7 protein-coding genes are annotated in these 16,930 nt (G+C 54.2%); 1 reads left to right on the top strand and 6 read right to left on the bottom strand.

All coding sequences use genetic code 11. From position 1 onward, the window contains the following. Positions 1-300: 300 nt before the first annotated feature. Positions 301-522, top strand: coding sequence for a hypothetical protein (locus OSC10802_RS52075; RefSeq protein WP_155969113.1), 222 nt, complete (start codon positions 301-303; stop codon positions 520-522). Positions 523-1,558: 1,036 nt separating this feature from the next. On the opposite strand, the gene OSC10802_RS0134745 is transcribed toward OSC10802_RS52075, so the two are convergent. The 6 genes from OSC10802_RS0134745 to OSC10802_RS0134710 all read right to left on the bottom strand — a co-directional run bounded on the left by OSC10802_RS0134745 (position 1,559) and on the right by OSC10802_RS0134710 (position 16,826). Continuing rightward, entirely contained in the window at positions 1,559-3,697 is a 2,139-nt protein-coding gene (locus OSC10802_RS0134745; protein WP_017721368.1) for a CHAT domain-containing protein, read from the bottom strand. A gap of 447 nt (positions 3,698-4,144) precedes the next feature. Then, positions 4,145-4,960 (bottom strand): pentapeptide repeat-containing protein, encoded by an 816-nt coding sequence (locus tag OSC10802_RS45205; protein WP_017721367.1) that lies wholly within the window; start codon positions 4,958-4,960, stop codon positions 4,145-4,147. A gap of 1,679 nt (positions 4,961-6,639) precedes the next feature. Next, a complete protein-coding gene (locus tag OSC10802_RS0134725; protein WP_017721363.1) occupies positions 6,640-6,825 on the bottom strand; it encodes a hypothetical protein in 186 nt (61 codons plus the stop codon). A 217-nt stretch (positions 6,826-7,042) separates the two neighbouring features. Beyond that, positions 7,043-9,232 carry a caspase family protein gene (locus tag OSC10802_RS0134720; RefSeq protein ID WP_017721362.1) on the bottom strand — a complete coding sequence of 730 codons (2,190 nt, stop codon included), beginning with the start codon at positions 9,230-9,232 and terminating at the stop codon, positions 7,043-7,045. A gap of 254 nt (positions 9,233-9,486) precedes the next feature. Further along, on the bottom strand, positions 9,487-13,725 hold the full coding sequence (locus OSC10802_RS45200; RefSeq protein ID WP_017721361.1) for a PAS domain S-box protein: 4,239 nt from the start codon (positions 13,723-13,725) through the stop codon (positions 9,487-9,489). 452 nt (positions 13,726-14,177) lie between these two features. After that, complete coding sequence (locus tag OSC10802_RS0134710) at positions 14,178-16,826, bottom strand: CHAT domain-containing protein (protein ID WP_017721360.1); 2,649 nt, start codon at positions 16,824-16,826, stop codon at positions 14,178-14,180. Positions 16,827-16,930 lie beyond the last annotated feature (104 nt).

Raw genomic sequence — 16,930 nt, 5'->3', positions numbered from 1 at the left:
GCTATGGAAAGTTTTACAATATTTAAAGATTTTACGATTAAATCACGGTGCCGGATCGAAATATGCTAGAAATATTTCCCAAATCGCACCACTAGGCATGGGGCACTGGGCATGGGGCACTGGGCATGGGGCACTGGGCGTGGGGCACTGGGCGTGGGGCACTGGGTGTGGGGCTTTCTCCCAACCCCCAACCCCTCACCCCTAACCCCTAACATGGGCATGGGATTTCCTCGTTCTCAGGCAGATCCTGGGAACGCCTGACAGGAGGCAGTCGCTTCGGAACTGCGCACACCGCCACCCATGAAAACTGGCTTCACTGCGGACGCGCCGGTAGGGCTAAAGCCCAACTGCAAACCTCTTCTAAGGGGCGAGGGGCTATACCCCTCATTGTTCGCCAGCAGCATCATTTATTTATGTCACCGCAGGACAGGCGTCCGGCAGCGCAGTGCGACGCCGGCGCACATCGCAGCCGAGATGCCGGCGCTGCCACAGCCGGTCGGCGACGCCAGAGGGCGGGGGTGAAATCCGTTTGATTGCTTTTAATTTTAAAACAGCAGATAAAATCTGAGAACAAATTATATTTTTATTTTACGGTTAAACACATTTTCTAACATAGAAAGTCTCAAATCTCGCGCAGGCGTAGGATGCGCCGCTTCCCGGACCGCGCCGCTTCCCTCTCGTGCCTGCAGTTTCGCTGGATGAGCGCGGGATGGCATCCCTGTCTGGCCGCAATGAACAGAGGCCGGCGCAACACGCCCGCAGCGGACTCGCGGGACGCCTGTCTGTGAGGCTTTCTATCCCTTTTGGGGTGTGAGATCCCGGGAGTGAATTGCTGGCACTTTCCCCCGACGCCACAGGTCAAACAGCTTGAGCTGTCGTTTTAGAGTTTCGGAGGGTAATGGGTACACTATGTAAGGGTCAGCAGGGGTATCACCTCTCATCCGCTCCTTTGAAAGGGATAGGATTTTCACCTCATGAATCCACTGAAGGAGAACTGTAGCATTCCGGGAGTCCCATGCAATATCAAGGGCATCCAACTAAACCCACACTGGAGCAGGTCGTCGAGCGAATCTTTTCTACTCACCGGATTACGCGCGGGGACCAACAGCTCTTTATGAAGACTCTGTTATCTAAGGATGCGCTGAGCAACCAGGAACAAGAGCATATCGACCGCGTGTTCGACGGCTTGCGCCGGGGCTTGCTCAGGGTTGTGGATTAGAGCTGATTTATACATAAAAAGTGAAGCCAAAAGAAACCCGGTTTCAAATGGTGGGTCAGCGGGATGTAGGGGCGTCCTTAGAACATCCGGGAAAACCCTGAGACATCTCCGGTGAGCCCCACCCCTACCAGCAATATTACCGATTTATGGCCCCACTCATCCCTATTTTGAATTTTGGATTTTGGGTTTTGGATTAAAAAAACGGGAGGAAAGCCTTTTCAGCCAGAGGGAAAATCCTATGTATCTCAACTTTATCTCAGCCTTAATCATTCCTTTACAAGCACGCTCTTAAGATTTGCCGGTTCGCCAGCTGTCCGCACACCCCTTAAGAAAAAGCAATTAAATAATTTTAATAAAACTTGACTCTGCTTCCCCAATCAGTGTGAAAGCAGCCCAGTCTCTGGGGTTGGGGTGCTGTTGCTTTGTGGCCAGCATTGCGGAGCGCAAGGCGCGGGCTTTGTCGGGGTTTTTTTGCAGATTGTGATAAAATTCAGCCATTAAGGCGGCGGTGGGGGCGTCCTGTACCGCCCACAGGGAAACAATGACGCTGGGTGTGCCGGCACTGATTAAGGATCTCGACAGCCCAACCACGCCGTCGCCGGTGATTTTTCCCCTGCCGGTGTTGCAGGCGCTCAGCACAACTAATTCGGCATTTAATTTCAAATTGAGGATTTCGTCAGCGGTGAGCAAGCCATTATCATCGCCAGAAGGGGCGAGGGCAATGGCGCTGTCCAATCCCCGGATATCGTCGAGCAATCCGTGGGTGGCTAGGTGAATTATACGCGCTTTGGGCAGCAGTTGCAAAATAGCGGATTTGGTGGCTTGACTGCCGGTGATCGGTTTGGTGTTGAGCAGGGGGGCAATAGCAAATGCTTCTCGCTCCGCACCGGCTAAGGGAGGTAGCTGTTGGGCCGGCTCTCCGGGTGCCGGGGGCACGCTGGGCATGGTGGGATTTCCCACCACTAAGTTTCGCAGAGAGGATATCTCTCGCGTCTCTAGATGCTGGCGGGTTAATTCTAAGACCTGAATGGCGGGTGCGGTGAGGATAGTATGCTTTTCAATCAGGGCTCTGCCGGCCCTATCTTGCAGGGCAGGAAAGGGAATGAGGAACAAATCGTCTTGGGGGATAAAGATGACTTTATCGTTGGGGTCAGCTGGCAGCAAGTCGGCAATCGGTTCAATCAGAAGTTTGTGCAGTACCTGCAATTTTTCGGTTTGGCTCGCTTCTGCCTGTCTCTGTTGAGAGCCCGGTCTGGCAGCGGTGCCAGCCCCCGGCACCTGCGAAAAAACTCCGATGGATTGGCGGCTGCTGGCAATTAGGTTTGCTAGAATGGTATTGAGGGATGTCAGGTCAACAGAGCGAAAGGCGATTTCGCCGGTGGGTTTGATGACCCAAATGTAGAGTGCCGGTGACAGGATAGGCTGGCCGGTTGGGTTCAATGGATTGAAAATTGAATATTCAACGAGTGCCGCGTTTTGCTGTTTGGCGATTTGTTGAATTTGCCACAGGGTTGGGGGCTTGACTGCCGGCTGGCAAGAGTCGGCATCTGGGGGCGCGACTCCGCGCTCTGCAGGAACACAGGAAAAGCGTTTGGCTAATAATTCGACAAACGCCCGCGCCCTACCGCGTTCGGAAATTTCTAACGCCGCCAAAGTCTTATTTTGGGCGATCAGGGCTTTTTGCAGCGCTAGGTAATCGTTAGCGTGGGTGTCGAAAATGGAGACTTTATCGGCATCAGTCAGTCCTGGGCGCAGGGATTCTTTGACCTCAACGGCGGCGAGGAGGGCGGTTTCTGCTTCGGGGAAGTTGCCGGTGAGCAGGTAAGTCAGGCCAATATTGCTGAGCATTGTCCCCTCCCCCGCCCTGTTGCCGGCTTCTCTGGTTATGGCTAAGGCTTGCCGGTAAAATTGCAAAGCTGTGGCACACTCACCCAGACTGCCGTAAACTAACCCAATATTGTTGAGGGCTGTCCCGACACCGGCTCTGTCGCCAACCGCTGTTGCAATCGCACTGGCTTGCTGGTAGTATTGCAAGGCTGTGGCGTGCTGGCCTAAACTGCCGTAAACTAAGCCAATATTGTTGAGGGTTCTCCCTTCCTCGGCTCTGTTGCCGGCAGCTCTTGCAATGGCATTGGCTTGCTGGTAAAATGGCAAAGCTGTGGCGTGCTGGCTCTGGCTGCCGTAAACTAAGCCAATATTGTTGAGCGCTCTCCCCTCCCCCACTCTGTCGCCGACAAATCGGGCAATAGTTAAGCCTTGCTGGAAGAATTCCAGAGCTCTGGGGTGCTGCCCGAGATTGTGGTAAACTGTGCCAATATTGCTGAGCGCTGTCCCCACACCGGCACGGTCGCCGGCAAGTCTGGCAACAGTTAAGCTTTGCTGGTAGAATTCCAAAGCTCTGGCATACTGACCGAGATTGCGGTAAATTGACCCAAGATAGTTGAGCTCTGCCCCAAGGGAGTATCCCATTTTTGTCATCGGTCAATGCCCTTGCCGGTGGGGATTGAAAATTCACCTTAACACAGCTGGATTGCCGGTGGGAGATTAATTAACAAAATTTTAACAAAATTTAACAGGGGGGAGAAGCCGGTGGGCAAGCACAAGAAACCCGGTTTCTTTAAGAAACCGGGTTTCTCAGTACCTCAGTTAGATGACAGACGCTATCCGTGCAAACTTATTCCCGTCCCCGCAACCGGCTTGTCCAATACCAGATTTTTATTTGAACCGCAGATAGACGCAGAAGTAGAAGTAGATGGGCGCAGATGATAGCGGAGATATCTGTATTTCTGCGGTTCAAATAGACATCAAGGCATGTCCGAGTTTGGCCAGAGCCGGCGCGTCAGGGGAAAGCCGGTCAGCCCAAGAGCGACAAAAGTTACATTTCGCCGCTCTTGGACTGAAGCAGCTAGCTCGCGATTGTCAGGCTCAACACGTGGGTATAGCTTTCCAATTGACAGTGAGATAACCTGTGTTATCCGCGTAATAACGCTTGTCGTCATTCATCATGAAGATAAGGGTTTCATTCGGTTTCATGGGAATTTGCTTTTCAGTATTCACCAGCGTCGCCACGCTAAGATCTGCGCTCGCCGCTACCAAGGCCCCCAAGTTGTACTGTGGGTAGGGAGAATTCTTTTGGTAAACTGTGTAATCGGGCCCGACAAGCCCTGATGCGTCGCATACGAAATTACTGGTTGCTGTGTACGCCGACCATTTACCTAATGGAGTACATACTATGCTGACGTCACCATCAACGGGGTTGGTAAACTTCACTCCACCAGGCTGATTCGCTTGCACCTCAAATTTCCCTGAAGCCAGCACATACGGGGTGCCACCCTCGAAGGACGCACCCTTAAAATTAGCACCCTTTAGGGTAGCGCCGGTTAAGTCGGCCCCCCCGAGTTTTGCCCCGCTGAGATTGGCATTCGTCAAATCCGCATGGCGCAGGCTAGCACCCGTCAGATCTGCTTTGCTGAGATCCGCATTGCACAAGTAAGCATAAGTTAGGTCTGCCTTTACGAGCGAGGCTCCCTGTAGCTGGGCATAGCCCAAGAAGGTATAGTTCAGGCTGGATTGTATCAGGAAGGACCCCCACAGTTTCGCCCCCAGCAGGTAGGAATAGCTGAAGTTCGCACCAGAGAGGTTCTTAAAGTTACTCAGGTCAACGTCGGGCAAGTAAAGGTACAGAAAATCCCGTTTACCTGCACCGTACTGATCGAGGATGGTTTGGGCTGTCGTTACCATAGTGGTTTCTAGCTCCCTGATTGGGGTTAAGTGTTGAACTTTGCGGGAGGATGTGATGCCGGTGAAATCTTGCCCACCTGGCGGCGTTCGAGCTAAAAGCTACGGTGCTTTCTCTCACATCTACTCTGTTAGCAGAAGTGTGAAAGCTTTTTGGCACCTTCAACAAACGCCAGACGGCTTGGGAAATTCCCGAAATAGACTGTCAGCCACTGGCTAAGCAGCTGTCCAAATCCTCTCTGGGATTTCGCCAGAAATCTCAAGCAGCATTCCTCCTACTTTTGCATGCGCGGGCCATTCAGCCGGCGTCTGGCCGTACTGTACTTTACCCGCACAAACTCAAAGTTTAAAGGATTTAGCAAGCAATAGATCAAAGTTTGATGTAAATAAATGCAACTAAATGTAACTGTATAATAAGTAAATGTAAAGCTCCAGAGAAGGGCGACCTTCACTCGGCCCGAAATCAACGTGCGTTCCGCCGGGGCGTTCGCACAATCCGCAACAATCCCCGCTCTCATTTCCGATTGTTTAGTTTTTCCATAATAAAGGGCAGCTTTCGGGATCCGGGGGGCAGAGAGAGAGCAGATTCTCTGCCCAGCAGGAAAAACGCAATCCGTGCGACCGGACCCGCTCTCAAAGCGAATTTATACTAATTAATCGGAAATTATGTAAGGGTGGCGCACCGGCTCTCCCGATTGGCCTTAAATCACCAGACAAACAATCGGCAGCGCCGCGATTTCGGCAGTCTTGAGGACCCGAACAGGGGGATTGGGTTGCTGGGGGACTCTTGGGACGCTATAGCAGCATGCAGTTAGGTTAAGACAGTAAGACCGGCGAGACGCCTTTCCTAATCCTTTTGTCCCTGCGCCATTGATGTCTTAACCAATATGACTACTGCTGTATTTTTGTCCGAGTGCCGGTGCCGCAGCATTTCAGCTAACCCCTAGCGCGTCACGCCATTCTGTGCTATCCCGCACAGGAAACAACTGGGCCACAATTTTGCCGGCTTTCCCCTCCGGAATCATATAAATCGCCACATCCAGCCCCAAGTAACTTTAACTTTCTTAACAATTACGCTATAAATTCACGCTTAAAGAATCGAAGAGACTGCTAGATGAATAGTTATTAATGCCCACCGGCAACGCCTATTGGCTAGCCATACTTGAGCGCCGGCTCCCTCCCATATCTGCGAGCTAGGCGTGTGATAGCGAGGGGGCTAAGTCCGAGGTTCTTAGAAAAGAGCCGGTGAATTACAAGAACTGGCGGGACTTTTGAGGGGGCATAAATCTGCATCTCCGAGATGCCGCTGAGGAGAGGGCGGCAATCCGTTTTGTGTTGTGGGGACGCGATAAATCTTGTCCCCACAAGAAAACGTCTGAGGAAATTTGAGATGATTCCCTGATAGCATGTGGTAATTATATCATTTCAGGTTGACTGATGTCAGAAATTAAAATTGTTTTTACAATCCTTCTGTTCTAACAGGAAGGCTTTTAGGGCAGAGCTGCCCTGAAAGATTTGTGACGCGGCGAAAGATGGCACTACTCCTGCCCAATCCCCCATGCCCATGTTAGGGATTAGGGGTTAGGGGCTAGGGGTTAGGGGTTGGACGAAAAGTTGATAATTAACTCAATGCCCGATGCGATGATGCGATGATGCGATGATGCGATGATGCCCGCAAGGCGTCACAAAGAACTGTCAAATCGAGAAACAGAAATGGTCAGCGACAGTAGGGCAGCTGTCCAAATCCACTCTGGGATTCCGCCGAGGACCGCAAACAGCCCACTGAACACAAGACCCAGGATTCCCGCCATGTAAGTAAAGGCAAAGGTTGCGATGATTAAAATGATAAGGCCAATCAGTTCCTGCATAGCTTTGCTGAATCTCTTCCTACTCTTGCGCTGGGGGTAACTGAGCCGGGGTCTTGCCAAGCTGTTCTGTACCCGCTTAAGTACATAGTTTAAACAACTTAACAGACAATTTCCCCAACTTTACGATAAAAAATGGCAATAGTTAGGATAGGATAATGTCAATGGGTGGAAAGAGTTAGAGCGGGGTGCGCCCTGAGTGCGGCACCCTGCAGGGGCATTAAATCACCTCAAAAGTCACCGACAGCGCCGCCATCTGGGCCGTATCGACGCCGCGAACGGCTCGATTGCCGGCAGTTGCCCCGCCGCCGCGAGTGGTTTCCCCCAAATCATCGAGCAAATCGCCCACCACCTGCGCTGGCTCGGCCAGGGTCACGGGTCCGCGCTGCTGTCCCGCGTGGGAGGACAAGTTGCGCAGCGCTTGCAGGGCTTTGCGCAGGGGGGCGCTGCTGGCGATCGCCAGCACCTCGCTGACGCCTTTGGGCTGCTGGGTGACCAGCTGGAAGCCGTCCTTGCTGGGGTCTGGAATCTGGAGGGTCTGACCGGCACCCAAGCGGGTGACGTCATCCGAAGCCGTCCACTGATTGGGAAAAATCACCGAAATTTCCCCTGCCGGATCGATGGCCAGCACGCTCAAATAGAGATCGCGCCCCTCACTGTTGGCAATCAGGAATTGAATCGGCGTCCCCACCGGCAGCCGGTTGGCCCCGGGCGCGACTTGTGGCTCGGGGCTGTTGCGCCCGACGCCCCGCACGGGGAACGACTGGGCCAAAATCCTGCCGGCTTCCCCCTCCGGAATCATCGAAACCGCCAGATTGAGCCGCGAGGAATTGGTATTGAGGGCCAGCTTAACCGTCCGGGCGGCGAGCAGGGACTTGAGTTTCGGCTGCAAGCGGCTCACTGCAGCGCTCACCGGCTCGCCCGCCGGCCCAAAAGATCCGGGAATCACTTCCAGACTGGGCGAGAACAAGCCGGTGCTGTTCAGGGCGGGGAGGTCCGGAACCCGCCGCGATTGTAATTCTTGGAAGTAGGTGCCGGTCATCCGCCCTAAGATATACTGCACCTCCCCCTGCTGGAGGGGGAGAGCTTCCATGCGAGCGATCGCTTCCAGGGCTTGTTTGGCAGCACCTGCATCCTTGCCTAGAGAAGAGTCAAGCCCGAGGCGCAGCGTCAAATCGCTGGGAACCCCGCGCACTCGCTCTTGCAGCAGCGCCCCCAGTTCCGCAGCTTGGAGCACCTGACCCCGCCCGACCAGTCCCTGGCGGGATTCCAGCCGCACTATCCCGCGCTCCCGCCCGCCGGCGTCCACCACGCTGAGCAGCGCACCCGGGCCAAAGGCGGCCAGACTTTGGGGGTCAAGCCCCCCGAGCCAGAGTTCCGCCACCCCGCCGGTGATGCCGGTGATAACTGCTTCCGCCGGTGGGGTTTGCCGGCTGATAAAATAGAGCGGCTGGCTGTCATTATTGCTTGCCGGTTTAACTTCAAATACCGGCTCTTGCCGGCTGAAAGAAAGCCGCGTCGTACTGCGAGCAATATTGGGGATAGCGCTGATAAATTGCGGGCTGCCGGTTTGCTGCCACAGGTACTGAGTCATCAGGTAAGTGAAAGCGCCGGCAAAAAAGTCGCTAAACGGCGCGTCAGCGGCTAGCTGGTTGCGCTTTGTCGAGGCGATTGCTACCCCTTTCGCCACCCCGGCGCGGCGCTGCTGAATAAACTCCTCGTTAGAAAGATTCAGGCGCTTCAGCCACTGCTGCTGGTAGTCAAATTCAGCCGGACTGGCTTGCAGTTTTTTGCCGCCGGCTCGCGATCTCACCGTCATATTTCCCCGCGTTCCGCCTCCGGAGTGACAGCTATCCAAAACAGCGGTAACATTTTCTGTTGGCAAAGCCGCCATTAGCAAAAATAGCGTGTGCCCGGTGATGTCTTGCACTGCGCCTCCTTGGGAGGGGAAACCGGAGGGAAGTTTGCTATCCACCGGCACAAAAGTGCTGTTTAGACCGTCCGGACTGTCTCTATCGGGGTCAATCACTTGGGAGCCGTGTCCGGAGTAGTGAAACACGGCCACATCTCCGGGTTTGGCTTGCTTTATCAAGTGTTCCTCAAACGCTTGCAGGATGCCGGTGCGGGTGGCTTCTGCGTCAGTGAGGGTGAGGATATCTTTGGGATTGAAACCAAAGCGGTAAATCAGCAGCTTTCGCTGCAAATTCACATCCGTCACGCACCCCTGCAATTTGGAAAAGCCGGCAGTGCTGGGATAGTCATTAATTCCGACCAGCAAGGCGAGTTTGCGCGGGGTGTTTTGAGCTAGCACCTTCCCGACGCGGTTGCCCTGCTGCTGAATGTCCAGCTGGCTCAACCCCAAAGTGGCTATAGCGGAGCCGGTGAATTGCAAAAACTGACGGCGCTTCATAAATGAGGTGTTAGGTGTTAGGTGTTATATCCCTATTTTGGATTTTGGATTTTTCTCGTTCCCAGGCTCCAGCCTGGGAACGCTTCAGGTGAGGCTCTGCCTCCTCTCTTTTCTTGAAGTGAGGCTTTTCGGAGAGCATCTTACTTGAGTGAGCAGGATATTTAGGGGCGTTACACTGGCGCGTAACGCCCCTACTTTTGTTTGAGGTCCGGGAGAAAAATCCAAAATCCAAAATCCAAAATCCAAAATTTGTATCACCGGCTTTGCCGGACCGGAATCTCCATGACAAACTCCGCACCCTTGCCCAGCTGCGAGTTGCAATATAACCTGCCGCCGTGCTTTTCTACCACAATTTGATAGCTGATAGACAGGCCCAGTCCCGTGCCTTTGCCCACAGGTTTAGTGGTAAAGAATGGGTCAAATAGCCGCTTTTTCACAGCCTCGGGGATTCCGGAACCGCTGTCGGCAATCGAGATAGCGACCCACTCCTTATCGAGGGCGGAGGTAACAATTTTTATGGTGCTGGGATTGGCCTTCAGGTCTTCGGGCGTCACCTTGGCTTGCTGTTCGTCTAGGGCGTCAATGGCATTATTCAGGAGATTCATAAACACTTGATTCAGCTGGCCGGCGCAGCACTCCACTAAAGGTAAGTCGCCGTACTCTTTAATCACCTGAATTGCCGGATGATCGGGGCGCTGCTTCAAGCGGTTTTGCAGGATCATTAGAGTGCTGTCGATGCCTTCGTGGAGGTTGACTTCTTTGACCGCCGCTTCGTCGAGCCGGGAAAAGGTGCGCAAAGAGCGCACGATCTCACCGATGCGCTCTGCTCCCATTTTCATCGAATCGAGCAGCTTTGGCATGTCTTCTGTGAGAAAATCCAGGTCGATTGCCTCTATTTCGGCTTCAATTGCAGCGGCGGGATGGGGATAAGTGTCGCGGTAGAGCTGAATCAGGCTTAACAGATCGCCGGCGTACTCTCTGGCATGCTCAACATTGCCATAAATAAAGCTAACCGGATTGTTAATTTCGTGAGCTACCCCCGCGACGAGCTGGCCTAGGGAGGACATTTTTTCACTCTGAATCAGCTGGGACTGGGTGCGCTGGAGTTGCTGCAAAGCGAGTTCCAGCTGCTGGCTCTTAGCCGTCGCCTCTTGGGCAGCTTTGCGGGTTCGCTCGTAGAGTTCGGCTTGGTTGATGGCAATGCCCACTTGCTCGCTCACGGCTTGCAGGAGTTCTATTTCACTTTGGCTCCAGTAGTGGGCTGAATAGCAAGAGGCAAATATCAGCACGCCAATTTCCTCGGAGCGCGTTTTAATGGGAAGAACGGCCTCCGATTTGTGGCCCAACTTGAGCAAAAATTGCCGAAAAATCGGTTCGGGAAACTTGTCTGCCTCACTGACACAAATCATTTCTCCTGCTATAATTGTATCGGTGACGGGTCCGACGTCACTGGCGGGATAAAAACCCAATTGGCTGGGGAGAGCCGGTGCTTTGGCTTCCTCAATCACCTCCCAAGAGGGTGGATTGGCGTGGGGGCGATACCAGGCGAAGTGACAGCGGTCAATCGCAAGCACATTGCGGGTGGAGTTCACCGCTGTTTTTAAGAGTGTGTCCAAGTCCAGGGACTGGCGGATCTGGCTCGCCAGCCGGTTGAGCAATTCCGCCCGCTGCGCTTGCTCTCGCAACTGGGCTTCCGATTGCCTCAGCGCCTCTTCGGCTTGTTTGTATTCGGTGATATTCTGGGAGACGAGCATGCCGGCAAAAATTTCTCCCTGGTGATTTTTTACCGGCAGCGTTTGCATGAAGTAGATGTTCCCACTCCAAGCGTTTTCTTCCGCCCTCACCTCACCGGCAATCGCCGCGCGGTGAAGCTGGGCAATTCGCTCGCGAGCTCCTGCCGGCCAAAATTCCACAGCATTTTTACCCTCTACAGAGGCTGAGTCAAAACCCAGCCGCTCTAGCTCAGAGCCACCGGCGAGGATGTAGCGCAAGTCGGGGTCAAATAGAAATACCGCTCCATCGGGAAAATTATCCACCAAAGTGCGGTACAGTCCCTCACTTTTGCGCAGCGCCTCTTCAGCTTGTACGCGCTGCGTGATATCGCGAGCGATGACTGACAGGAACTCCACCTCGCCGCTTTCCGATTTGTGGGACATGGAAACCTGGGATACAGGAATTACCGTCCCATTGCGATGTTGCAGGGCAAACTCGCCTCTCCACACCCCCTCGCTCACACAGGTTGGGATAATTTCACTGGCCGACTTCTCAATTTCTGAGTCTGGGATAAAATCGGGGATAGTGAGAGCGGTAATGTCTTCATCTTCGCCAATTCCCACCATTAAGCGACCGGCTCTGTTAACGTAGATCATCCGTCCAGCCGCATCAGACATGGCAACAAAGTCCGTGGTGGCTTCCAGGAGCGCAGTCAGTCGGGCTTGAGCTTGCTCGGCTTGCTTGAGATCGGTAATTTCCACAACCACTGCGCCCAAACCGATGGGAGTTCCGTCCTGACCGGGAAGGGGAAAATAAGAGCACAGCCAGTGCCGGTCAACACCAGGATCGCTGGCAATTTCACCGCTCAGCTCCTGATTGAGCAGGGGCTTGCCGGTCGCCAACATTTGCCGGTACAGTGGCTCTATAGCCTCAGCCAGTTGCGGCTCTGCTTCCCTGAGCGTCTTGCCCAGATAGTCCCCGACTGACCGCCCCCCCATTGCCGCTAAAGCGCGATTAATTTGCGAGTAGCGCAGGTCGGTGTCGAGAATCACCATGCCGGCGGGGGCAGCAGTGAAGAAAGCGTCAAATTGCGCTTGCCGCAGGGCTAATTCTTCTTCCAGAAATTTGCGCTCAGTGATATCTAGCATCAAGCCATCCCAAAGCATAATGCCGTCCACTTCCTGTTTGAGTCTGGCTACTCCTTGAATCCACTTGATCTTGCCGGATGGCGTGATGCTGCGCCACTCCCTGCGCCACTGCCCAGTGTGTGCGGCGGCGAGAACAGACTCCGCCAAGCCCCTCTCGTCCTCCGGGTGAACTTGCTGCCAAATCAAGTCACCATTTCGCACGACGGTTTCTGGCTCTAACTCAAAAAGGTCACAGCAACCGGCACTGATATAAGGAAACTCTCCTCTGGGATTGCCGGCACAGTACCGGTACTGATAGATCAATCCCGGCAAGTTTTCCGCCAACCCCTGGAACCGCGCCTCAGATTCTTGCAAAGCAATTTCAGCTTGTTTGCGGTCACTAATATCCGTAACTGTTCCCACATAGCCTCGGAGTCTACCATCCTCCCCCATCTCAGGAATTGCCTGCACCAAGCACCACACCAAACTGCCATCAGGACGCACCAGCCTCATTTCATTTTGAAACGGCACGCCACTGAGCGCAGCAGTCCTCCAGGCGGTAAAGGCTCGCTCCCTGTCTTCAGGATGCACTGCCTCTGCCCAGCCATTTCCCCCCGCAGTTTCTAAAGTCTGTCCGGCAATCTCGCACCAGCGCTCGTTGGCGTAGGTGTTGTTTCCTTCGGCGTCGCTGCGGAATATTCCCACCGGCGACAGTCTCGCCAAAGTTTGGTATCGCTGTTCGCTCTCGCGCAAGGCTTCTTCTGCGTGTTTGCGCTCGGTGATGTCACGCGCCACCGCACAAATGAACCCTTCCTCAGGAACCGGCATTGAGTTCCAAGCCAGCCACTTGTACGACCCATCTTTACAGCGATAGCGATTCTCAAATTGAACCGACGGTTTTCCCGTGGCGATTTGCTCTTCGCCTTCCGCCACAGTTCTAGCTCGGTCGTCTGGGTGAATCAGCTCTATCCAGCGAGCCGCCAAAAATTCCTCAGCTGTGTAGCCCAAGATAGTTTCTACAGCAGGATTGACTCGCTTAAAATACCCGTCCATATCCGCAATCGCCAGCAAGTCAGCGGAAACGCTGAACAGCCGGTCTAGCTCCATTTTAGCTGCCTCCAGCTCAGCAATCGCTTGCTGCAATTGCGCGTTTCTAGAAACCAGTTCTGCAGTGCGCTCTTCAACTCGCCGCTCCAGATCCTCATTTCCCCGCTGCAGCGCGATTTCTGCTATTTTTGTGTCTGTTATATCCGTGGCGGTGCCGGTGTAACCCATCAAGCTGCCATCCGGGGCAAATCGCGGTGCGCCGGCATGCATTACCCACCGGCACTCCCCACTCGCTCCCAGCGACCGGCACTCTATCTGGAACTTTTCCCCGACCTTAACGGCGGCGAGATAGGTGTCCCGACACCGCTGTCTGTCCTCTGGATGGATGCTGCTCAGCCAGCCCATCCCTTGCTGCCCGGACAGGGGACGCCCTGTCAGTTCCAGCCAGACCGAATTGCAGTAATTCCAGCCCCCGGAACCATCTGCGATCCAAATCGTGAATGGGGCTGTCTCAGCCATCAAGCGAAATTGCTCCTCACTGTCGCGCCTTTTGGCCTCCAGTTGCGAGCGGGTCCTGTCGAGAGTTTTTGATTTTCGGTTAGCCATTATGACTTACCTTTTTGTGTTGAGGGGTTGACTGAAAGAGGGGGACTAATTTATAATTTAACGTTTCGCTCAAACTATCTTCCCTGACGCTTAAAAAGTGGCTCATCTATGGCGACTGCACTCTTATTATATAACACCTGAGAGATTTTGACACGGGTCAGGCTGGCGCTGTTCAATCGGGTTTGGCCAGCCACTGCGTGACGCCGTTTTTTCTCACTCCCCCTCTCCCCTTGTGGGACAGGGGGGAGGGGGGTGAGGGGGCATTCGTGCGGTAAATCAACTGGACATAAATTACAGCTATAGCAGTTCTAAATGATGGGCGCAACCGCTGAGGGCCCCGAACCCCGGGTTAAAGAAACCGGGGTTCTGAAATTCACACGAAGGGACAGAACTCGCTGTATCTGCGCACCCTGCGGTTCCTTTATCCCAAATCCCAAATCCGCCCAATCCCCTCACAGCCCATTGCCAATCAAAATAAACGGAGCCCAGTAGTAAGGGTGGCGGTAGCTGCCGGCAATCAGGGAGATTTGAGCGGTTCGCAGGGCTTCGGCTTTCGTGACGGTGCCGGTTTTCAGCGCCGCATAGAAAGCATCCATCAGCACTTGCGTGCTGCCGTCGTCCACAGACCACAGAGAAGCCACCGACGCCCTCGCACCGGCTTGCTGCATCTGGTAGCCAAAGCCCAAAATCTCCACCCCATTCCCCAGCACACCGCCGACGCCAGTTTTGCAGGCGCTCAGCACCATCAAATCCACATTCGACAATTTCCAGTCTCCCACATCTGCGAGCGTAACGCGACTGCCATCCCCAAAAAGAATAAAAGAATCTTCTGGCTGACCGCTGGCAAACTCCGCATGGGTTGCCAGATGGACAGTGCTGTACTGATTCATGCGGGGCACAGTGGCGTCGCGGCTGAAGTCCCGGTCTAGCAATTTCGTCGTCCCCGGAAATAGAACCGCCAGATTTTCCACTTCCTGACCGGCAAACGGCAACCCAGCGAAGGGAACCTGGCGCGTCCCCACCCAGACGCTGTAACTGCCGGTGGTAAAGGCACCGGCAAGAATGCGGGGCTGATTTTGCGGTGGGGTGTCGAAGTTCGTCAGGCTGGCAGCAGTGATATTATTGACGCTGAAGCGCTGCGCCAGCCACTGCTTGCCATCAAAAAGAGCGGCGAGGGGAATGTAGCGCAACTGGCTATCAGGAGCGTAGAGAATGATTTCGGCGCTGGCTTGCGCCAGGTCCTTTTCCACCGGCTGAATCAGCCAGCCATACAGCAAACGCGCGGACTCCTGAACTTTGATAACTGATTTTGTGCGATTCGTGAGCGCTTCCCGAAAGGCTGCAATCGCTTCAATAAGTTCTTTCCGCCGCACCGGCACTGTGCGGTGAATCGGGGTCGAATCCGCACTCACCAGCACCAATTCCAGCCGGTCTTCCAGCACCAGCGGATACAGCACCACAGGCGTCTTCCCGCTCTCTCTTCGCCGCAGTTTTTGCAGAGTCTCTCGCAGCCGGTTGAGACGGGGCAAATCCAGATTTTCTCCTGCTGCTGTTCCGTCGAGCTGCCGCACCCGCGCCACTACCTCAGGACGGCGGCTGAATTCCCTAAATTGCTGGCGAATTTCCTGCTGAATTTTCTCCAGTTCCGCTAAGCGCAATTGCTGGGCCGGCGTTCGGGATGCCGGTGGAATCTTTTGCAGTTCTGCCAGTTCTTTTCCCAGCTGAATTGCCCTGTCTTGAATGCGCGCCCACTCCGCTGATACCCCCTGTTCAGAGGGCAGCAAGTCCACCCCCCCAGATGTCCGCTCATTTCCCCGCACGGTTTTCAGGTAGTCGTCGAGTTCCTGAACCTTGAGCAAATCCAGAACCTGTTGCGCTTCCAGCACCCGATTTTCCCTGAGCAGCAGGTCAGCCAAACTGCGATAGGTGTCGGCTACTGTTTCTGTGTAAGACTGCTGCTCTTCCCGAGACAGCTGCCGCAAATCTTGCCGGATCGCCTCGGTAATGTTGACGGCTTGCTTGTAGAAAACAATCCCTAACTCCGGCTGGTTCTGTCGGGCAAAGACAAACCCGATATTGCTGAGCGCTTTTCTCGCGCCGGGTTTGTCGCCAATTTCTCTGGCGAGTGCCAGCGCTTGCTGGTAGGATGCCAGCGCCTCCGGATACTTGCCGGCACTTTCGTAAAGAGCGCCAAGGCTGTTGAGCGTGCTGTTCAGGCTTCCCCTGTCGCCGGTTTCTTGAAGCGCAGGCAAAGCTCGCTCGAAGTAACTGATGGCTTGAGAATATTCTGCCTGCTGCCGGTATAATACCCCGATGTTATTGAGAATGCGACCGGCACCGGCTCTGTCGCCAATTTCCTGGCGAATGGCTAGGGCTTGCTGGTAGGATTCCAGCGCTTTCTTGCTATCTCCCAGAGTGTCGTAAACGCCGGCTATATTATTTAGGGTGCGCCCTTCGCCCCGCTTGTCGCCCACTTGCCGGCGAATCGCTAAAGCTTGCCGGTACAGTTCCAGCGCCTCGCCATACTCGCCCAAATCGGCCCTGACAGCAGCGATGTTGTGGAGCGATTCTCCCTCCACTTCCAGTTTAGCAATTTTTTGAGCTATTTGCAAGGCTTGCCGGTGCGAATTCAAAGCTTGGGAATACTTGCCCTGCCGGCGGTAAACAAAACCGATATGGTTGAGAGCCACCGCCTCACCGGCGGGATTGTTTAGCTGTTTGTAAAGCGCTCTCGCTCGCTCTAAATTTTCTAAAGCTGTCTCGTATTCGCTCAGATTGAGGAGAACTTCACCCATCTGGTTTAGGGTGTCTGCGATGCCGGCTGTGTCGTTGAGCTGCTGGCGAATGGCGAGAACTTGCTGGCAGGTTTGCAGGGCGTCTCGAAAGTAGCCGGTGCGCAATTGCTCGGCACATTGTTGAAAGAGCCGGTCCGCTTCACCGGCGCTGGGGACTGCCGGTGTGTTGCTGCGTTCCTGTGCTGCTGCTGCGCCCCTCAACTGCCAATCCCCTCTCCCATAAGGCGAGGAGGGGAGTGCGAGGATTGCCGGCATTAACAGAATAACCGTCACAAGGCTGAGGGAGCGAAAGCGGGAAGGCAGCATTTAAGTCCTCTCAAAGCAGCTTTGGCAGATGATCTATAACTTAATTATTAATTATATAGCATTTTTTTATGGCGCGGTTAATTTTTTTTACATTATTAAGTTGT

The organism is Kamptonema formosum PCC 10802 (assembly GCF_000332335.1).
In the GTDB taxonomy this organism is placed as follows: domain Bacteria; phylum Cyanobacteriota; class Cyanobacteriia; order Cyanobacteriales; family Oscillatoriaceae; genus Oscillatoria.
Note: the sequence above shows the minus strand (reverse complement) of the source record. Positions and strands in the feature narration are given on the sequence as shown.